This is a genomic window from Bacillus sp. FSL E2-8868 (assembly GCF_038005505.1).
GTDB classification, from domain to species: domain Bacteria; phylum Bacillota; class Bacilli; order Bacillales; family Bacillaceae_G; genus Bacillus_A; species Bacillus_A mycoides.
Genome location: NZ_JBBOTI010000002.1, coordinates 357,599 through 377,493 on the forward strand (window position 1 = coordinate 357,599; position 19,895 = coordinate 377,493).

19 protein-coding genes and 2 pseudogenes are annotated in these 19,895 nt (G+C 34.0%); 3 read left to right on the top strand and 18 right to left on the bottom strand.

The genetic code is table 11. The features are described 5' to 3' along the window. Positions 1 to 22 precede the first annotated feature (22 nt). From NSS74_RS12810 to NSS74_RS12830, 5 genes are all read right to left on the bottom strand, one after another. Entirely contained in the window at positions 23 to 742 is a 720-nt protein-coding gene (locus NSS74_RS12810; RefSeq protein ID WP_002141628.1) for a lysophospholipid acyltransferase family protein, read from the bottom strand. Between the two features lie 111 nt (positions 743 to 853). Continuing rightward, a complete protein-coding gene (locus tag NSS74_RS12815; RefSeq protein ID WP_002141626.1) occupies positions 854 to 1,489 on the bottom strand; it encodes an FMN-dependent NADH-azoreductase in 636 nt (211 codons plus the stop codon). 238 nt (positions 1,490 to 1,727) lie between these two features. Next, positions 1,728 to 3,713 carry a penicillin-binding protein 3 gene (gene pbpC, locus NSS74_RS12820; RefSeq protein ID WP_002141624.1) on the bottom strand — a complete coding sequence of 662 codons (1,986 nt, stop codon included), beginning with the start codon at positions 3,711 to 3,713 and terminating at the stop codon, positions 1,728 to 1,730. Positions 3,714 to 3,867: 154 nt separating this feature from the next. Beyond that, positions 3,868 to 4,356, bottom strand: coding sequence for a dihydrofolate reductase (locus NSS74_RS12825; RefSeq protein WP_000637214.1), 489 nt, complete (start codon positions 4,354 to 4,356; stop codon positions 3,868 to 3,870). Positions 4,357 to 4,375: 19 nt separating this feature from the next. Continuing rightward, on the bottom strand, positions 4,376 to 5,332 hold the full coding sequence (locus tag NSS74_RS12830; RefSeq protein WP_002085878.1) for a thymidylate synthase: 957 nt from the start codon (positions 5,330 to 5,332) through the stop codon (positions 4,376 to 4,378). Between the two features lie 198 nt (positions 5,333 to 5,530). Here NSS74_RS12830 and NSS74_RS12835 point away from each other — a divergent pair, with 198 nt between their 5' ends. Both NSS74_RS12835 and NSS74_RS12840 read left to right on the top strand, forming a co-directional pair. Next, positions 5,531 to 6,988, top strand: a complete 1,458-nt coding sequence (locus NSS74_RS12835) for a serine hydrolase (protein ID WP_159146519.1) — start codon at positions 5,531 to 5,533, stop codon at positions 6,986 to 6,988. Between the two features lie 266 nt (positions 6,989 to 7,254). Then, a pseudogene (locus tag NSS74_RS12840) lies at positions 7,255 to 7,413 on the top strand (helix-turn-helix domain-containing protein); the annotation flags it as partial. Here NSS74_RS12840 and NSS74_RS12845 read toward each other — a convergent pair. From NSS74_RS12845 to NSS74_RS12875, 8 genes and pseudogenes are all read right to left on the bottom strand, one after another. Beyond that, positions 7,407 to 8,516 (bottom strand): alpha/beta hydrolase, encoded by a 1,110-nt coding sequence (locus NSS74_RS12845; RefSeq protein ID WP_002031698.1) that lies wholly within the window; start codon positions 8,514 to 8,516, stop codon positions 7,407 to 7,409. The pseudogene NSS74_RS12840 and the gene NSS74_RS12845 overlap by 7 nt on opposite strands. A gap of 132 nt (positions 8,517 to 8,648) precedes the next feature. Then, on the bottom strand, positions 8,649 to 9,530 hold the full coding sequence (locus tag NSS74_RS12850; protein ID WP_061688415.1) for an AraC family transcriptional regulator: 882 nt from the start codon (positions 9,528 to 9,530) through the stop codon (positions 8,649 to 8,651). 140 nt (positions 9,531 to 9,670) lie between these two features. Further along, a complete protein-coding gene (locus NSS74_RS12855) occupies positions 9,671 to 10,603 on the bottom strand; it encodes an aminoglycoside phosphotransferase family protein (protein ID WP_061688414.1) in 933 nt (310 codons plus the stop codon). A gap of 11 nt (positions 10,604 to 10,614) precedes the next feature. Beyond that, positions 10,615 to 10,763 (bottom strand): annotated as a pseudogene (locus NSS74_RS27945) (VOC family protein); the annotation flags it as partial. A 34-nt stretch (positions 10,764 to 10,797) separates the two neighbouring features. Further along, complete coding sequence (locus NSS74_RS12860; RefSeq protein ID WP_002141618.1) at positions 10,798 to 11,442, bottom strand: HAD family hydrolase; 645 nt, start codon at positions 11,440 to 11,442, stop codon at positions 10,798 to 10,800. Between the two features lie 105 nt (positions 11,443 to 11,547). Then, entirely contained in the window at positions 11,548 to 12,135 is a 588-nt protein-coding gene (locus NSS74_RS12865) for a YpjP family protein (protein ID WP_002031682.1), read from the bottom strand. A 282-nt stretch (positions 12,136 to 12,417) separates the two neighbouring features. Next, positions 12,418 to 13,617, bottom strand: a complete 1,200-nt coding sequence (locus NSS74_RS12870) for an ABC transporter permease (protein WP_061688413.1) — start codon at positions 13,615 to 13,617, stop codon at positions 12,418 to 12,420. Beyond that, on the bottom strand, positions 13,610 to 14,320 hold the full coding sequence (locus tag NSS74_RS12875) for an ABC transporter ATP-binding protein (RefSeq protein ID WP_016102094.1): 711 nt from the start codon (positions 14,318 to 14,320) through the stop codon (positions 13,610 to 13,612). Before NSS74_RS12875 ends, NSS74_RS12870 begins: the two co-directional genes overlap by 8 nt. 171 nt (positions 14,321 to 14,491) lie before the next feature. On the opposite strand from NSS74_RS12875, the gene NSS74_RS12880 reads away from it, so the two are divergent. Then, entirely contained in the window at positions 14,492 to 15,019 is a 528-nt protein-coding gene (locus NSS74_RS12880) for an HAD-IIIA family hydrolase (RefSeq protein WP_340813703.1), read from the top strand. Positions 15,020 to 15,074: 55 nt separating this feature from the next. Here NSS74_RS12880 and NSS74_RS12885 read toward each other — a convergent pair whose 3' ends face one another. From NSS74_RS12885 to NSS74_RS12905, 5 genes are all read right to left on the bottom strand, one after another. Further along, positions 15,075 to 15,515, bottom strand: coding sequence for a GNAT family N-acetyltransferase (locus NSS74_RS12885; protein WP_002085894.1), 441 nt, complete (start codon positions 15,513 to 15,515; stop codon positions 15,075 to 15,077). Beyond that, positions 15,512 to 15,985 (bottom strand): SAM-dependent methyltransferase, encoded by a 474-nt coding sequence (locus tag NSS74_RS12890; RefSeq protein WP_085310860.1) that lies wholly within the window; start codon positions 15,983 to 15,985, stop codon positions 15,512 to 15,514. The genes NSS74_RS12885 and NSS74_RS12890 overlap by 4 nt, the downstream gene beginning before the upstream one ends. Before the next feature lie 88 nt (positions 15,986 to 16,073). Beyond that, positions 16,074 to 16,772 carry an aspartate/glutamate racemase family protein gene (locus NSS74_RS12895; RefSeq protein WP_242247432.1) on the bottom strand — a complete coding sequence of 233 codons (699 nt, stop codon included), beginning with the start codon at positions 16,770 to 16,772 and terminating at the stop codon, positions 16,074 to 16,076. Positions 16,773 to 16,919: 147 nt separating this feature from the next. Beyond that, positions 16,920 to 18,122, bottom strand: coding sequence for an iron-containing alcohol dehydrogenase (locus NSS74_RS12900; protein WP_002141613.1), 1,203 nt, complete (start codon positions 18,120 to 18,122; stop codon positions 16,920 to 16,922). Positions 18,123 to 18,426: 304 nt separating this feature from the next. Beyond that, positions 18,427 to 19,866: a GntP family permease gene (locus NSS74_RS12905; protein WP_002085897.1), complete on the bottom strand. Its 1,440-nt coding sequence runs from the start codon at positions 19,864 to 19,866 to the stop codon at positions 18,427 to 18,429. Between the last annotated feature and the right edge of the window lie 29 nt (positions 19,867 to 19,895).

The following is a 19,895-nucleotide window of genomic DNA, read 5'->3' on the forward strand; positions in this document are numbered from 1 at the left end:
GTTTAAGCTGAAACTTTTTTTATTACTTATGTAATTGAGATGCAATAATATCTTTTGTATGCTGGGTTAACTCTTTAGCATCCATACTTGCATATTCTTCAGGTGTAATTGGCTTAGAAATTGTTAATGTTGCATGAGCTGGTTTCATACGATTTCCATTAGCCTCAAACATCTTATATGTACCATCTAAAGTTACTGGTAATATAGATACGCCAGATTTTACAGCAAGGTGAAAACTCCCTGCTTTAAACTCACCGATTTCGCCACCCTTACTTCTCGTTCCCTCTGGAAAAATCACGATAGAATGCCCGCTCTTTAACAGTTCAATTCCATCTTTAATTGCCTTAAGAGATTGACGACGATCACTGCGGTCCATAAACACACAATTCATTAGTTCCATCCATGTTGGCACAACCGGAAACTTTTTAATTTCCGCTTTTGAAACGAATCCAATTGGCTTATTTAAGTAACCTAGTAACACAGGAATATCCATATTACTTTGATGATTACTTACAACTAGCACTGGCTTGTCTTTCGGAACATTTTCAAGTCCCTTTACTTCTACAGTCGATCCAGTTACACGCACCATTTTCTTACCAAACCAGTTTGTTGTTTTATACACAACACTATCTTTTTCTTGCGGTGACATCGCATTTGCTTTTCTTTTTATACGCCACAACCTTGGTGTAATCGCAATTACGATTAAAATTAAATAAAAGATTTTAAAAAACGTTTGAATCATACAGAACCCCCACCTATTATCATTCCGACCTTCATTATACTAGACAAACGAAGGAAAAAGAAGAAAAAATGTCCAAACAACAAGTGTTTGGACATTTTGAAGTTTTCTATATTAGAAACGTTTTGCTAATTCGCGTGCACTTGCAATTGCTGCTTCTTTAATGTCTTGTGCTTTTTCAGGATTTGCATTCATTCCTTCAACTGCAATATATTCAGTGTCTGATACACCCATGAATCCTAATACCGCATTTAAGTGATTGCGACCGAAGTCCATAGATGCGTATGCTCCTTCTGAGTAAACGCCGCCTGTAGCTTGAATATGAAGTGCTTTTTTGCCTTCTAGTAAGCCAACTGGACCATTTTCAGTATATTTGAATGTTTTACCTGCGATTGATAAGTTATCTAAGTATGCTTTCACTACTGCTGGGTAGCTGAAATTCCACATTGGAGTCACGAATACATAACGATCTGCATGCATAAATGTTTCTAAGTTATTGTTCATTGCTGCAACTTTTTGTTGCTGATTTTCACTTAAAGTTTCGAATCCTTCGCCTGCTGCAAATTTACCCCAAGCAGCGAATACGTCTGCATCGATTGCTGGTACAGTTGTATTGAATAAATCAATTGTTACAACTTCGTCTTGTGGATGTTCGTTTTTATATGCTTCGATGAAAGCTTCTCCTACTGCCATACCGAAAGAACCTTCTGCTGAATTTGGATTTGCTGTAATAAATAGTACTTTTGTCATTGTATTATCTCCCTTTTTCTAATTTATCTTTAATTCGAGATTTATTATTTAATAGTAAACAACTTACCTTATGTAAGTATAATACAAAAAGTTTTAATGGATGTCAATAAAAATAGCTACTTTTTTTTCGTAAGTTAATAAGTTATATTATTTCAGTTAGTTTTTGTATATAAATATTAAGGTTTTAATCAAATAAAAAACTATCTCCATATTTCATGGAGATAGTCTTCTTCAATTACTACTTTTGAAAAACATGTTTCACTTTTTCAGCTGGAATATTACTTCCACCTCTACCTTTTACATCTTCAATCATCATTGTAATAACCATATCAGGTGAATTTAAATCAAACGCAGCGAACCAACCTAGTTCTTTTCCTTCTGCCTCTTTTGATACTTTTAATTCTGCTGTTCCTGTTTTACCAGCAAGGGTCATACCATCAATTTTCGCAATTTTCCCCGTACCATCTGGATCGTTAATTACTTTCGTTAAAGCCGTTTTCAATATATCTTGATTTTCTTTAGAAATCACGTTCTCTTTCCAAGCTTTTGGTTGTTTATCTGTTTTAATAAGATATGGCGATGGAATCGTTCCATCATTTACAATCGGTGCATACGTTAAAGCTAAATGAAGAGGAGTCATTAAGACTTCTCCTTGTCCATATCCTGTATCTGCCATTTGAATATCATTTTTTATGCCATCATTTGCGATTTTAGAAGCTGGGAATCCGTATTCAATTGGTAATTTCTCATCAAATCCGAATTTTTTCGCCCCAGCCATAAATTTATCTTTTCCAATTTTCAAAGCTTCTTGTGCGAAATAAATATTATCCGAGTATTTCATTGCCTTATCAAAATCAATCGGATTTGCATCTTTTACACGTGTTACGTAATAATTGCCCCAAGAAGAATCTTTCGTCCATTTCAGTCCTTCAATTTTCAATTCTTCTTTTGGATCGATTGTTTTTGTTTCAAGACCAATTGCACCTGTAATTGGCTTAAATACAGAACCTGGTACCGATAATTGTGTAAATCGATTCGTCATCGGTTTTTTCGGGTCATTATTCCAAGCCTCGCGCTGTGCTTTTGATGTTCCTCGTGCAATTAAATTAGGATTATAAGCTGGACTACTTACAAGAGCAATTGTTTCTCCACTTTTCGGATTAATTGCCGCACTTGAACCAGCTTCTCCTTTCATTTCATTATACGTTTTTTCTTGAACAACACTATCGATAGTTAAAGTTACATTTTCTCCATCAACAGCATCTGTTTTCGCTAAATTTTTAATTTCTTTTCCTTGTGCATCCTCCATGAAGACACGGCCACCTTTTTTCCCGCGTAGCTGTTCTTCCAATACTTGCTCTAATCCAGCTTTACCAACTGGATCATCGGCTTGATAGCCTTTCTTTTGAAGCGTTTTTAAATCTTCTGCATTTACTTTTCCGATATAACCAGTAAGATGCGCTGCTGCTTCCCCTAACGGATATGTACGAACATTTACAGGTTTTGCTGCAACACCAGGTAAATCGATGTACGTATTTTGCGTTGCTCCCTCAGGCAAAATTCCAATTGGTACGAGATACCCTGGTTTTACCCATTTCGCAGCTAGTTTTTGATCAATCTCTTCTACAGACATATTTAACAACTTCGCTACTGCTTCTTTCGTTTGCGGAGCAGTTTCATCTAATTTTTCTGGAATAATTCCAATCTCAGAAGCTTTCCCATTCGTCGCAAGACCTTTTCCATTACGATCGTAAACTTCACCACGTTTTGGTTGTGTTGCCTGCATACGCACTTTACTATCTTTTGTCATGCCAGGGAAAATGAAATCAGGAGTCCAATCTATTTTCCAAGATTCTTTATCTCCATCTTTTTCTTTCACCATTTTTGCTTCATGGCCAAAAGAGATATTACCACCAACTGTATCCATACTTACTTTAAAAGGAACAGGACCTTCATCTTTTTTATCTTCTTTTACTTCTCCTGCTTCTACTTTTAAGTTTTTCACTTCAATGCCAGAATAAATTTTTTCATATTTCTCAGTGAACTCTTTCTTTGAAATATCTTTTTTTGCCTTTTCTGATAATTGATCATACATTTCTGCAAATTTTTGTTTATTCCATGCTTTTGTATATGTATCAAACGCTTCTTGTGGTTTTTCTTCTTTACCGCATCCAACTAACATGAACGTTAAGCAAAGAAAAAGAATCCCCCATATCTTTTTCAATCGATTCTCCTCCTCTTTCTATATGAATACTTTTGAAAATTTTAGCATTTTTACATGCTAGATTTCATTATAGCACTATTGAATATCATCTATAAACTTATATTAACGAATACAAATAAAAAGATTGATGTGAATTTCACATCAATCCTTCTTATTATTGTTGCTTCTCATATACATGATAATAGTACGTATACGGATTCTTTTCATCCGTTAAACCTTTTTCAACAAAAACTTCTTTCCAATTTGTCATATCCATTTCTGGGAAGAATGTATCTCCTTCAAATGCATGATGGATTTTTGTTATATATAACTTGTCTACGTAAGGTAAAAAGAGATCATAAATTTGTGCTCCGCCGAAAATAAAGATTTCCTCTTCATTTTTGCATAGTTCAAACACTTCTTCTACAGAATGTGCTACTTCACAACCTTCAACATGATACCCTTCATTACGTGTTACAATAATATTACGTCTTCCAGGCAGTGGTCTACCAATCGCTTCGTAGTTCTTTCTCCCCATAATAAGTGAATGGCCCATCGTTGTTTTCTTTACATACTGCAATTCACTTGGTAAACGCCAAGGTAAATTATTATCTTTGCCAATTACTCTATTCTCGTCCATTGCGACCATAAATGAAACAATCATTTTTTCATCTCCTCTACAATTATACTGCAACCGGTGCTTTAATTGCTGGGTGTGGATCATATCCTTCAATCGTTAAATCTTCCATTTCAAAATCAAACACAGATTTCACATCTGGATTTAATGTAAGTTTCGGGAATGGACGTGGTTCACGTGCCAATTGCTTTTCTACTTGTTCAAAATGATTCGTATAAATGTGTGCATCTCCAATTGTATGAACAAATTCTCCCACTTCAAGACCACATTCATGTGCGATTAAATGTGTTAGTAATGAGTAACTTGCAATGTTAAATGGAATTCCAAGGAATATGTCACCACTTCTTTGATATAACTGACAAGAAAGTTTGCCATCCGCTACATAAAACTGGAATAGCGTATGACAAGGTGGTAATGCCATACTTGGTACATCTTCAGGATTCCAAGCAGACACAATTAGACGGCGTGAATCTGGTGTTTTCTTAATCATTTCAATTACATCTTTTAATTGATCAAGCGTCTCACCAGCTGTCGTTTTCCAGGCACGCCACTGCTTTCCGTATACATCTCCTAAATAACCATATTTATTCGAGAAATCATCATCTTCTAAAACGTTCTTTTTAAACAATTCCATTTGCTCATCGTACTGCACTTTAAATTCCTCATCTTGTTGTGAGCGAAGACCGAAATCTGTCATATCAGGGCCAGTATACTCATCGCTTTCTACCCAGCTCTTAAACGCCCATTCATTCCAAATATTATTATTATGTTGCAATAAATAGCGAATGTTTGTATCACCTTTCATAAACCAAAGCAGTTCACTTGCTACTAGGCGAAATGGCACTCTCTTTGTCGTTAATAAAGGAAATCCTTTACTTAGATCGAAACGCATTTGATATCCAAATACAGATACAGTACCTGTCCCTGTACGATCTTCTTTCTTCGTACCGTGCTCCATTACATGACGGCATAAATTTAAGTATTCATATTCAGCATGTTTCATATGTAGAAAAACCTTCTTTCAATCGTATATGAGATTTATCATAACATGAAAAACAGCGAATTTAATAATCCAAATTAATAAAAATTCTTTCAATATTTCTTACAAAATTATTAACTTTCAATATTAAAAAAGGTTTTCACTTTTCTATTACAGAAAGTATAGTGCGGAACATAAAAATTATATTTGGAGGTTGGAAGCATGTCTAAAATCAAAACTCCTGTTTTAAGTACGTTACAACATAAGGTTGAGAAGATGATGAAGGATTTACACGTTCCTGGAGCGGCTGTAGCTGTTATAAAAGATGGTGAGGTAATTATTTCAGAAGGTTTCGGCTATCGTAACATAGAGAAAAAAGAGGCTGTTACTCCGCAGACACGATTCGCAATCGGTTCTGCGACGAAAGCATTCGGTACGCTTTCATTAAGCTTATTAGCACAGCAAAAAAAGTTTAATTGGGATACTCCTGTCCAAACTTACGTACCTAACTTCTCTCTATCCGATATGCTCGCTAACTCGCAAGTTACAGGACGAGATTTAGCTTCTCATCGTACTGGGGTAAGTCGTCACGATGCTCTTTGGTACAGTTCTTCCTTAACTCGAAAAGATCTTGTTGAAAAAATAAAACATTTATCACTTGATGCACCGTTCCGCACAGCATTTCTTTATAACAACTTAATGTATGCGACAATTAGTTATATTGTAGAAAACGTTACGAATCAAACGTGGGAGCAATACGTTGCAGAACATATTTTAGAACCTTTAAATATGAGGCATACAAACTTATCTGTTACAGACTCACAAAATACAGATGATTACGCATTACCTTACACTGAAGATAATGGTGAAATGAAAGAAATTCCATTCCGAAATATTGATACAGTTGGAGCGGCTGGATGTATTAATTCTACCATTGAAGATATGGCAAAATGGGTTTTGCTTCATTTAAACGAAGGAAAAACAGAAAATCATGATTTGATTTCTACTGAACTACTCCAAGAAATGTATACACCACACACTCCAATCCCGGATCAGCCAATGTTATCAACAAGTGAATCACCATTAAATAGCTATGGACTAGGTTGGTTTATTAGTGCTTACCGCGGTTATAAACTTATTCATCATGGTGGTAATATTGATGGATTTTCTGCACTTGCGTCATTTATGCCCAACGAAAATATCGGTATTATCGTATTAACAAATTTAGGGCAAACTGTACTCCCTACTTATATTACAAAACATATTTACGACGAACTTCTCGGACTAGAATATATCGACTGGCATGAACGCGCTGTAGAAGATAGTGAAAAAATGAAAGAAATGATGAAAGAGGCAACTACATCACTTCCCGAACCAATAAAAGGGACTACCCCTTCTCATGCATTAGATGACTACACTGGAACTTTTGAGCATCCCGCTTATGGAACACTGAAAGTATACAAACAAGATGATTTCCTACATGTACAATTTATGGATATGGAATTTCAGCTAAAACATCATCATTACAACATCTTCTCAGCATCAATTAGTTTGTTCCAAATGAAAATGGGGCTTTTATTCGCTTATGATATGAATGTAAATGGTGAATTCCCGACTCTTCAATTACACGTACCTGCAACTTTAAGTACTCAGCCTCTTACATTTACGAAAATTAAATAACAAATTAAATAGAGGGAAGATTACTCTTCCCTCTATTATTTTGCAATCAGAAATTTACCTTGCAACCAATCCTATTATTGAATTTAATAAATGAAATGAGGATAACCCAAATGCTAAATTATTTATCGTTTTCTGACAGAAGACTCCTTCCTCAAAAATGTGAAGGTGTGAAACACCAATTTTAGGTGGGAGATGAATGTCAGTAGGCGTAAGCCTACGTTTTTTTGTATACTGTAGATATACGATGAAAAAGTGAGGTGCAACCTATGTTAGTAAATAAAGCATATAAATTTCGTATCTACCCGAATAAGAAACAAGAAATATTAATTGCTAAAACAATCGGTTGCAGTCGCTTTGTATTTAACTATTTCCTTGCTCTTTGGAATGATACGTATAAAGAAGCAAGAAAAGGGTTAACCTACTTTCCACTATGCTTTAATATAAAATTCCCCATCTCAATTGCTAAATCTTCACTTTGAGGATAGACACCTACATTATCTCCATAAGCGTGCCCTAAACCACGATAAAGGACTGTTTCAGTATCCACTCCTTTTTTAGTCAATTTAGCTGCATACGCTAAACATTCTATCATTAAAAAATCATGCTCTCCTACCGTAATAAATGTACTTGGATAGTCTGGGGATACATCAACATATGGACTTAAATACTTAGAATGAATTTCTTTCGTACCAAGTACTTCTGACATACCTCCAACCATTGAATGCATTATATTAAGCATTTTTTCTAATCCTTTTTTATACTTAGGAGCAATTTCATATTTATCTATACTCCAAGAATAAAATTCATCTTCATAGTCACACATATTAAGTGTAGGATACAGAAGCAACTGTCCCTTCACGTACTTCCTACCATCTTCCATATCTTTAGTTGTACAATACTGTGTTAAGTTCCCTCCTGCACTATCACCTGCCACAAAGATATTATTCTTATCACCGCCTAGTATTTCAGCATTTTCATAAATCCACTTTAAAGTAGTGTAGCAATCTGTATGCCCAGTTGGAAAAGGATTTTCCGGAGCTAATCGATAATCCACAGAAACGGCTAGTATATCCGTTTTTTCTACTATCAATTTCACAAGTTCTTCTACTACATCTGGTGATCCTGCCATAAATCCACCACCATGAATAAAGTATAAAACTGGCGCATTCTCTTGTTTAGAAACACTGTTATAAATTCTTATCGGAATATCATATCCATCTTCCGCTTTCACTGTTTTATGCGTAATATTAACGTCTTTAGTGACAATTGGAACACTCTTAATTCCATTAAATTGTTTTCGCATATTCCTTACCGATTTTTCAGAAGCGTCCATTTTCATCATATTTTTAGGCATAAACCTCATTACATTCATTTGAACCTTCGTGTCCTTATAAAGACGTGGATCCATCGCTCCTTTTTCATCACAATCTGGTATGTTTTTTACTAAAACTTTCGCCCCCTGTACATTAATGATTTCTTGTTTTTCTTGAATTTTTTCTAATAGGTTTAAGTCATATTTTCTAGTCATCTAGTATTCATCCTCCCTTGTTTTAAACGCTTTCATTTCTTCGGATTAGATAAATCTCTATTGAATCTCACTTCATTTACTATTACTAAATAAAAAACGTTCCATGTACAAAATGTACCATGGAACGTTTTTTTATTGTTGTTCATATTTGATTCGATTATTGTCATTTTTTGATATGATATTTTTCCTATACTGTAATGGTGTATATCCGTATTTTTCTTTAAACTGTGAAATAAATGATTTTACATTTGGAAATCCGTGTTTTACTGCTATATCTTGTATAGAATTTGTACTATTAATAATATCTTCATACGCTTTATAGAGCCTGTATCTCGTTAAAAAAGTGGTAAAATTTGATCCGAACGATTTTTTGAACATACGGGAAAAATGTTCTTCACTTACAAAAAAATGTTTAGCTACATCTTTCAGTTTAAGTTCTTCATCATAATGTTTATAAATATACGTAATCATTTCTTTCTGTTTATTTCCAAGTTGATAATTATTGTCTATACTCTCTCCTTCTTTGCAATATCGCAATAGAATATAAACAATTTCATAAATTAAACTATTAATTTTTATGTAACTTAAATCATCAGAATTTGTGACTAACTCCTTTAATTCATAAAATATTTGCTGGAGGTTAGTTATCTGAACAACTGATTCTTTTATATTAAATCTATATTTATCAAAATCTCCATTTACCTCTTTAAGAAATTCATAAGAAATAATTAACATCATTACTGCACAACTTGTATTTTTAACTTTTTCGAATTCATGAACATCGCCACTATTCACAAAAATAAATTCGCCAGCGGATACTTTCTTTTTTTGCCCATTCACATACAAGAAAACCTCTCCATATACGACTAGGCTAATTTCAATACTTCTATGCCAGTGAGGAGGAATATAATAGTGAAAACCAGTAGGTAACATCGTGTCCTCTATATATTCAACCATTCCTGGAATTCTATCGCGTACTTTTATTTCTTCATATTTACCTTGCCTGATTTTCAATAGTCCACCCCCTTTTTATATTATAAAGTAGACGTCAAGGTTTTCATTCCTTCATAAAAAAACTACATACATAGTATGTAAAGAGACCGTCTCATGAGTTATTTACAAATAGCAGGTGTGAGATTTCCCACCTGCTATCCTTATTTTTTATTCATCATTTCACTATCAAACCAGATTGGCTTTGATAATTCAAAGTTTTTATGATCCTCTAAAACTATAGTAAGACGCTCTAACGTATCCTCTAACATATGCGGTGCTGCTCGTAAACTCCAGACAACTGAAGAAAAAACCGTCATGCCAACGTAAACCGCATATAATTTCCAAAACTCCTCTGGTATTCTCCCATTAAAGTATCCTTCTATTTGTCCGATTGAATATGGGATACTAATGTCTCTTGCAAATAATGCAATTTTTACGAAATCATGAAGTGGATCGCCCCAATCATAGCCGTTAAAATCAACAACACCTACATATTTCGCATCACGTACAATTATATTTTCTAAATGAAAATCATCGTGTTGAAATCGATTTGGGCGGTTCTTTAAATATTTTTCATTTTCATCTATAAACTTTATGATTTTATCATCATTTTTAATTCGTATTCCGCATGTTTTATATGCCTCTACATATTTTCGATGTTTTTTCATTGCTCTTTCATACCATGAGAGTATATCCTTAGGAGCTTCATGTGTATGCATTTTTGCTAAGTCTTTTCCTGCTGCTATACCAATATCATATTGTTCTCTTGGCGTATATGTAGGCAATAGCTTCTTAGCATCTTCTCCTTCTAAATATGAAAAAATACTATAACATAAATCTTCTTCCTCCAATATACCAAATTCAATTGGTCTTTGAGCCTGCACGTTACGTTTTACCATTTCATTTAAAATTTGAAACTCTATTTTTTTCCTATCATACTCTTTTATATCACCTGTCCGTAATAAATATTTTTCATCATCAGTAGTCGTAATAATATATTTTTTATCAGGAGAGAAACCTTTAGAGATTTCTTCAATATTTGCAGCATCTTTTACTATTTGTATATTGTTTTTCCACGTTGTAATTATCTTCATGTCTATTCTCCTTACATTTCTGTATTCGCTGTATACGCAACCTCTACAATAAAGCCCTTCGGGTCATAAAAGTCTATTGTATAGTAACATCCGAATAATGATTCATTTCAATTGGACCACGTATAACCTTCACCTTATTGCCAGTAAGAAACTTTGCTACCCAAAATTCAATATGATAAATAACTGCTCGAAGTTTATTTATATTGAGAATGTGCCGCCTGTACTACTTGCACAATTTCCCCTGGCGTATTAACCATATAATCTGGCGCGTCTCCTTTTACTGTCTCAATTACGTCATACCCCCAAGAAACCCAAATGACATTCACACCAGCTTTTTTACAAGCTGTAATATCACGTTGTTCATCACCGACATACAACAAATCTTGTTCTGTTAGCTTTTTCGACTTTAAAAATCTTTTAATCATTTTATCTTTACCAAACAAATTTTTAGAACAATACACTTCTTGAATATTTTCTATGCCATTACTATGTAAAAATGCCCTAATATGCTCTTCTGAGTTCGAAGATATAATCGCAATCCCGTAGTCTTTTTTATGTAATTCATCTAATACATCTTTCATCCCATGGAATAAAACGAGATCTTTTATAGCAGGTTGATATAATTTATAAAACTCTAACGCCAATATAGGAAGTTTATAAAGTGGTACATCGAGTTTTTTACATCTTTCAGAAATAGTCAATTTTCGTAAAGGCTCAATTTCTTCCTCACTAACTGTCTTATATCCATGCTTTTCAGCAAGTTGATTATAAATTGGTACAAATATATTTTGTGAATCTACTAATGTGCCATCAAAGTCAAAAACGATATATTTTTGCATCCCCATACTCCCTTTTCTTTTTTCCTAAACCTATGTTATTCAACAACATAAATGTCTTACCCTTTCATACACATAAAAAAAGAACAAGATTTTCTCTCGTTCTTTTTAAGACAACCATTTCGGCGGTACATTCGTATTCCAATAAATATTTCCTAACTCATGGTGTCCTGAATATCCATCATCAAAACGATGATAGTGGAAATTAAAATAATATCCATCTTGCGGTGGATGATCTCTCCTCACATGAAATCGCAGTAAGTCATTTCCTGATTTCGTGTCATAAACATGAAAAATCTTTTCATTATTTCCACCAGCCGGTCTTTGAGAAATCGCTAATGATTGCAAAGATTCTTCTGGCACATCATTTGCAAGTTCCGCAATTGCCTCTTCAATTTTAGGTAATACAACATCTTTAAATTCATCTTCAATTACAGGCCCAATTTTAGAGCCGAATTTTTGCATAGATTGCTTCTCTGCTTCTTGCATCGCATAGTTAACAAAAGTATCGGTGGTTAACCTATCATTTGTTTCTTCATATGTATAGGACGTACTCTCCAAATTTTGTTGCCCAGCTGTGCTCGTAGGCTTGTCCGCAGCTTTGGCATTATCAAGTAATATGGAAGGAGGCGTCACTAAACCAAACGTAAATACGGTAATTAATGCGACTAAGGTTTTTCTAAACCAATTTGGCATTTATGTTCCCTCCCCTTTCACTCATTATATTTTATATAACGGTTGTTTCTTCTATTATACAAAATGATTGTAATTTTTGCACTTTACAATTTTGTTAACGTTCACATATTTTTCACTTGAATATGAAATTGTAAGATTTCATACACTATAAATACAACAACAATGAGGGGGCAATCAGATGACTTTAGATGTCGTGTACTCCGCCGCAAGCATACTCCTTTTAGTATATTTTATTTACCAGTGTGTTACAGACTAGAAAAAGAGCCGCTTCCGGCTCTTTTTCTATGGTAAAAATACAATCCAACCAATGAATACTATAAAAATAACTCCAATAATTACTGCTGGTAATAAATAAAACTGAGAAAGGATGACCGTCCCGTATATGAATACGACTGGAAGGAGCAAATAACGATCCGCCTTCCACCTTAATAGTAGTAATTCTCCTTCATCACAATATAAATGTAGAAACATTTTCTTCGTAAATTCATTCCAATAATCACGCGCATAGCGAGAAATAGCAACTATAGCAAATACAAGAATAATAGCTGTTATCCACTGCGGAGTCACGATAATACTTACAGTACTTATACATACAATTTGAACATAAAATATTAAAGCACTACTTGTACGCAAAAATTCTTTTAAAAAAGCTTCTACAATACGCGAATCAGAATTTTTTCCTAATATCTTTTTAGACCGAGGGAACATCCACGGTTTTTTATTCGAACTACTTGGTTTAGCTGCATGACCACCAACTTGCATAATCCCTACAGTCCAGCGCATACTTTCTTCTTTTTCTTTCTCAACTTCTTTAAAAAAGAAATTTTTATAATTCATCTTTTCTTTTACTAAGACTACAGTAAGTACAGCTACTAGGCCGGTAAATAATATGAAATACAATGGATTTTTAAAAATGAAAAATACACTGATTCCAAAATAGACTAAACTTAAAGAAAATATAACATCTTTTATAATCAATAAAACCCATCGTTTCCCCACACGTACATTTATGAATCTCGTCAACAACGATAGCATAAATCGAAAAACAGTAAAGAACATCCAGAACAGTACGATTTGTATAATTGTCGCTCCCATACTTTTCATCAATATAGGCAGCATAATGAATACTACAATTGCGTTCGTTATTGCAATCCGAATTAACGTATATATAATGCCAAGCTTCATTAATTTTCGCATATGATTTGGGTACGAAATTAAAAATAAACTATCTGCTTGTTCAAAAAATGAGCGAACTCCTCTTGAAAATGTGACAAAATAAAACGCAAGTAAACCTAACCCAAAATAAATGTTCTCTTCCATCGATAATTCTTTCATCCATAGTGAACGATAATAGATCCCCGCAAATATAAGTGCTGGAATAATAATATATAATGCTACTGTCCAATCTGTTACAGAACGAATCGCTTTCCATTTTCTTTGCAATTCATGACGTAACCTTTTATTAAACTGTTGTTTAATCATTTTGTTCCCGCCTTACAATTGCATCGAAACAATCTAACAGTGTACGTCCTGGCATTTTTGCTAACGATTGGATCGCCTCTAAATGCCCATCTGCTACTAATGTACCTTGCGAAATGAGTAAAAATCTTTCACAAATTCTTTCAGCTGTATCCAGCACGTGCGTACAAAGTAATATACCTGCTCCTCGCTCTTTTTCTTTATATAAATAATTCAAAAAGTCTTTCGTGGCTACTGGATCTAAACCGATAAAAGGCTCATCAATAATATAGAAATCTGGCTCTGTTAAAAATGCTAATATTAGCATCGATTTTTGTTTCATACCTTTTGAAAATTTTGATATGTATTCGTGTATATGTTTTTCCATTCGAAACGTATGTAATAATTCCTTTGCTTTGTCCTCCCAATGTCCCTCTTCATTTCCACGGGCAGCCATTAACAATTCAATATGCTCCCATAAAGTTAAATAATCATAATAAGTGGGATGCTCCGGTACATATGCATATGGATTTTTCTTTTCACCAAACGAGATTTCACCATCCATATTGACAAGCAAACCGAGTATCGACTTAATTGTCGTACTCTTTCCTACGCCATTTGCACCAATAAGAGCCACTAACTCTCCTTTTTCAATTGCAAATGCAATATCATGAACTGTCTTTTCACCAATTTCATATCCGGCTGAGCGGATATTCACCTCTAACATAATACTTACCTTCTTTCCATTTACATTACAATCAAGGAAAATGATAACATATCCCTCTTAATATAGTATTATATCACTTCTGATATATTTATTTCTGTAGCAGGAAAAAGCATATTTCAAGAGAATACTTAATGTTTGTAGATTTTAATTTAAATTGAAAGGACTATAACTATGACAAACATTGAAGCAATATTCATTGATCGTGACGGAACAATTGGCGGTGATACTACAATACATTATCCAGGTTCTTTCACATTATTTCCTTTTACAAAGGAATCTTTACAAAAGTTAAAAGCCCAAAATATTAAACTATTCTCTTTTACGAATCAACCAGGTATCGCGGATGGAAAAGCAACTGCGAATGATTTTACGAAAGAATTAAAAGAGTTTGGTTTTGATGATATTTATCTATGTCCTCATAAACATGGTGATGGATGTGAATGCCGCAAACCGAGCACAGGTATGCTCCTGCAAGCAGCGGAAAAACATGGGCTTGATTTAACAAAATGCGCTGTAATCGGTGATCGCTGGACGGATATTGTTGCTGGGGCAAAAGTAAATGCAACGACTATATTGGTTCAAACTGGCGCTGGATATGATGCTTTACATACATTCCGAGATAAATGGGCACATATTGAACCAAACTACATCGCAAAAAACTTTGAAGATGCTACAAATTGGATTTTAAATCATCAATAAAAAAATTAAATGAGACGTCTTCACATTGAAAACGTCTCATTTAACTATATATATTTCAAAAAGTTAATTCATAATGGAAATAACGATTATCTCTCAAGTATCCATTTTCAGCGTATAATCGCTGAGCTGATAAATTATCAATCTCTGTTTGTAATTTCACACCTTTTGCGCCATTTTCTAAGGCGAATTCTTTAGCAGCTTCTAACAATTTTTTACCTGTTCCGGCTCCGCGCTTCGCCTTTTGTACAAACAGATCATTTAAAATCCATAACTCTTTCATCGAAATAGAAGAAAATGATGGATATAGTTGCGTGAATCCGATATATTCTCCATCTTCAACTGCCACGAAAATAATGGATTCTTTTCTCTCGATTCGATTTCGTAAAAATACTTTTGCTCCTTCAATATCGGAATCTTGTCGATAAAATACGCGATAGTTATTAAAAACAGATGCTAGTCCATCTAAATCTGCAATTGTTGCCTCATATATTCTCATTTTGTTTTATTCCCCTTCCAATATTGTTTCATAATATCCGTTACCCATTTAGGCTGTAGAATTTCTTCTTTCGGCATAAACTCTTTCATTATCGGCTTTATATCCAATATAGGGGTGCCATCAATAGCGTCTAACCCCTCAACAATAATTGATTTACCTTCTCTTTTGACCACCTTTACAATTGTAGCCCCTATGCGATTCGGACGATTTTTCCCGCGCTGTGCAAAAATGCCTACTTTAGGATAATCATTATTATTTCTAGGATGTCTAGCAAAATATTGAATTTGTTCATCAGTTACTTTATGAAAATAAAAGACAACTTCAATATGAGAAAAATCTTCAATCCCTTGTATACTTTCCTCTGTATACATATCAGTTAAAGTAATATAAGATCTTACTTCTCCCCACTCATCATCTTTTATTTCCTTTCTTTCATTATGTACAAATGCGATTGGCTGAACTGAAAACATCCGCATTCCCCCTTGAATGTAACCACTTACATTATAAAATATTTTCTGAATGTTTTCCAGACAAACGAGTTAAGTTTACATAATATAATTACATTCTATTTTCTAAAGCGAAATTGACTGCTTCAATCGCATGTATATGCGTTGTATCAAATATCGGAACTGATATGTCTTCCTGCTTTATTAATAACCCTATTTCTGTACACCCTAATATTATTCCTTGCGCCCCTTTTTGCACTAACTCTTCTATAACTCTTTTATAATACTCTCTAGATTGAGATGTTATCTTTCCTAAACATAATTCTTTGTATATTACTTCATTTATTTTTTCTCTATCTTTTCCTAATGGTACTATTACTTTTATATCATTCTCTTCTATACGTGATTTATAGAAATCTTGCTCCATCGTATATTTTGTTCCAAGCAGACCAACTGATTGAATACCTTTTCTATTTATTTCTTTTGCAGTTGCATCCGCAATATGTAATACTGGAATGTTAATATTCTCCTTTATTTTCTCAACTACTTTATGCATTGTATTTGTGCAAATGATTATAAAGTCTGCTCCTCCTTTCTGCAATGAATACGCCGTATTCCCTAATACTTCTCCTGCTCCCTCCCAATCTCCGCTAGACTGGAATCGTTCAATCTCTTCAAAATTCACACTATTAATCAGACATTTTGCTGAATGTAATCCACCTAATCTACTTTTTATTTCTTCATTTAAAATTCGATAGTATTCAGAAGTTGATTCCCAACTCATACCACCTATAAGACCTATCGTTTTCATAGTAAAACACCTACCTAAACTATTTTTATAAAACCAATAACAATATTTTATTATGTATATTATACACAATAAAACAAGACTTTAAATTTATAATATAAAGTCTTGTTTTAACTATTTCCAAGGAAATTTTATTATAATATTCTGAAATTAAAGTCCTGATGTTTTTATAGCATCTTCATATTGATAATTAAAACACTCTCGATACAACTGTTTGATTTCATCATAAGAAGGAACTCGTGGATTATTTCCTGGGCTACCACTTGCAATTGCATCTTTCGCCATTTTAGAAATAGCATTTTCAAATTCAACTTCGTCAATTCCGTATTCTCTTAAATTAGGAATACGAAGATCAAAACAAAGTTTCTTAATTTCAGCAATCGTGTAGTTCGCTACTTCTTCATCAGAATGTGAATACAAATCTTTGTTTAAGCTACGTCCTACTTCTGCTAACCTTTTTATTGCACTCATTTTTGTAAACTCTAAAACTGTAGGTAATAGTATTGCATTCGATATTCCATGTGGTACATGGAATAATGCTCCCACTGGACGGGACATACCATGCACTAATGTAACAGATGCATTTGAAAAAGCAATCCCAGCTTGTAATGAAGCAATCATCATTGCTTCCCTTGCTTCCATATTATCTCCATCTTCATATGCGATACGTAAATATTTCATAATGCTTTCAATAGCTGAAAGAGCAAGAACATCTGTAAGAGGTTGTGAAACTTTAGAAATATAAGCTTCAATTGCATGGCATAATGCATCTACTCCCGTTGCTGCAGTAATATGAGGTGGTACCGAACTTGTAAAAATCGGGTCTATTATAGCAACATGAGGGATAAAGCTTGGATGTTTTATCATCATTTTCACATCTGTTTTTTTATTTGTAATTACTGCTACACTTGTTACTTCCGATCCAGTACCAGAAGTCGTAGGGATTGCGATTAGCGGTAGTGGATTGTATTCTATTTCTATATCCTTTTGGACGTAATCTTCAATTTCTCCACCATTTGTATATAACACTGCTACTGCTTTCGCAGCATCAATACAGCTTCCTCCTCCAATACCTATGATAAAATCGCATTTTCCTTCTTTACAAATAGATAACGCTTCCAATACGTGTAAATTTGTAGGCTCAGTGTTTACTTCATTGTACGTAATAACAGTAATCCCTTTCGCATTTAAGTGATCCACACATCTTTCAACATAACCGAAACTCTCCATAATTGTATCACTGACAATAAAAGCCCTTTTCCCTAACTTTCTTGATTGATCCCCTAGTTTTTCAAACGAATTTCTTCCATATAATACAGACTTCGGCATACGAAACTCAGCAACTTCTTGCAAGTACTCCACCCCTTCTATCTATAATAAATATTTGCAACTACTCAGCCATGCATTTCATTCAGAAGTTTGATAAAGTCTATTATTCCAGTTAAAATAAGCCCCCTTATTAACTATACTTTGTTTTAAAACTTTGTGCGTGGCAGGAAAGGCCCTGACCGCTCCTATAAATAGCCGGGTCCTCTCTCGACCAACTTAAAAAACTTTTCTGCCGATTTTTCATAGAGTGACTGAGTAGTTACAATAAATATTTTATTATGTAAAATATCAATCTAATAAATATTTTCTTTTCGTATATTAACTAGTATTAATAGATCCCTGTTAAAGTATAGAATGCGATGACTGCAAATACAGCAATCGTTTTCAAAATTGTAATAGCAAATATATCTTTATATGACTGTTTATGTGTTAATCCTGTTACCGTTAGAATAGTAATAATTGCACCATTATGTGGTAATGTATCCATTCCGCCTGATGCCATTGATACAATGCGGTGCATAACTTCTAATGGAATATCATATTGATTAGCCGCTGCAATAAATTTATCCCCCATCGCACTTAACACAATTCCCATTCCGCCTGATGCTGAACCTGTAATTCCAGCTAAAATATTCGTCGTTACTGCCCCATTTACTAATGGATTCGTGAAAGTTGCAGAGATGCTATCTCTCATAATTGCAAAGCCTGGAAGTGCTGCAATAACACCACCAAATCCAAACTCCGCGCCTGTATTCATTGTTGCAAGTAGCGCTCCACCAATACTTGTATTCAATCCAGCTTGAAATCCAGTTACTACTCGTTTCCAATATAATAAAAGCGTTGATAAAATCCCTATAATAAGTGCCAATTCTACAGACCAAATCCCAACTACCGCACTTAATTCAACTTTTCCAAATGCTTTCATACCAATAGCTGAGAAATCAAAACCATCTGGATACCACTTTGGTATCATGATTGTGAAAACTTTATTCATTACACCTACTAAAATAAGTGGTACAAACGCAATTACTTGCTGTACTCTTGTAATTTCAATACTGCTTAATATCGGCATATCTTTTTGTTCTAATTGCAAAGATGCTGCCATTTCAGAATTTCCATCGTTAAAACCAAAATACCCTTCTCCTGCTGCTTTTGCCTTCTTACGCTTACTCTCTAAATAAAGTAAACCTAACGTTAAAACAAAAATTGCTCCTAAAATACCAAGTATCGGTGCTGCATAAATATCAGTTTTAAAAAAAGTTGTAGGTATTACATTTTGAATTTGTGGTGATCCAGGAAGCGCATCCATTGTAAATGTCGCTGCTCCAAGAACGATTGTGCCAGGGATTAAACGTTTTGGAATATCCGCTTGTCGAAACAACTTAGCCGCAAACGGAAATATAGCGAACACCACTACATACACACTAACACCGCTATACGTTAAAATAGCTCCCATTAAAACAATCGCTAAAATTGTACGTTTTTCTCCAACTAACTCTACAATCGTCTTTGCGATGGAATCAGCGATTCCTGACATTTCTACTACTTTCCCAAATATTGCTCCAAGTAAAAACACAGGGAAATATAATTTAATAAATCCTACCATTTTCTCCATAAAAATATTTGAAAAGAAAGGTAATACAAAACTAGGCTCTGTCAAAAATACCGCAAATAATGCAAAAATCGGTGCGAATAATATTACAGAAAATCCTTTATATGCTACAAACATGAGTAAACTAAGTGCTAATAAAATAATAACTAGCTCCAATTATAACCCTCCTTTTAAACTGAAAATTC

Coding starts and splice junctions, on each gene's coding strand:
- NSS74_RS12815 (WP_002141626.1), bottom strand. CDS start 1,489: ATGACAAAAGTACTATTTATTACAGCAAATCCAAATTCAGCAGAAGGT.
- NSS74_RS12860 (WP_002141618.1), bottom strand. CDS start 11,442: ATGCAAAAATATATCGTTTTTGACTTTGATGGCACATTAGTAGATTCA.
- NSS74_RS12855 (WP_061688414.1), bottom strand. CDS start 10,603: ATGAAGATAATTACAACGTGGAAAAACAATATACAAATAGTAAAAGAT.
- NSS74_RS12890 (WP_085310860.1), bottom strand. CDS start 15,985: ATGTTTTCAGTTCAGCCAATCGCATTTGTACATAATGAAAGAAAGGAA.
- NSS74_RS12885 (WP_002085894.1), bottom strand. CDS start 15,515: ATGAGAATATATGAGGCAACAATTGCAGATTTAGATGGACTAGCATCT.
- NSS74_RS12810 (WP_002141628.1), bottom strand. CDS start 742: ATGATTCAAACGTTTTTTAAAATCTTTTATTTAATTTTAATCGTAATT.
- NSS74_RS12835 (WP_159146519.1), top strand. CDS start 5,531: ATGTCTAAAATCAAAACTCCTGTTTTAAGTACGTTACAACATAAGGTT.
- NSS74_RS12880 (WP_340813703.1), top strand. CDS start 14,492: ATGACAAACATTGAAGCAATATTCATTGATCGTGACGGAACAATTGGC.
- NSS74_RS12875 (WP_016102094.1), bottom strand. CDS start 14,320: ATGTTAGAGGTGAATATCCGCTCAGCCGGATATGAAATTGGTGAAAAG.
- NSS74_RS12865 (WP_002031682.1), bottom strand. CDS start 12,135: ATGCCAAATTGGTTTAGAAAAACCTTAGTCGCATTAATTACCGTATTT.
- NSS74_RS12895 (WP_242247432.1), bottom strand. CDS start 16,772: ATGAAAACGATAGGTCTTATAGGTGGTATGAGTTGGGAATCAACTTCT.
- NSS74_RS12830 (WP_002085878.1), bottom strand. CDS start 5,332: ATGAAACATGCTGAATATGAATACTTAAATTTATGCCGTCATGTAATG.
- NSS74_RS12845 (WP_002031698.1), bottom strand. CDS start 8,516: ATGACTAGAAAATATGACTTAAACCTATTAGAAAAAATTCAAGAAAAA.
- NSS74_RS12870 (WP_061688413.1), bottom strand. CDS start 13,617: ATGATTAAACAACAGTTTAATAAAAGGTTACGTCATGAATTGCAAAGA.
- NSS74_RS12825 (WP_000637214.1), bottom strand. CDS start 4,356: ATGATTGTTTCATTTATGGTCGCAATGGACGAGAATAGAGTAATTGGC.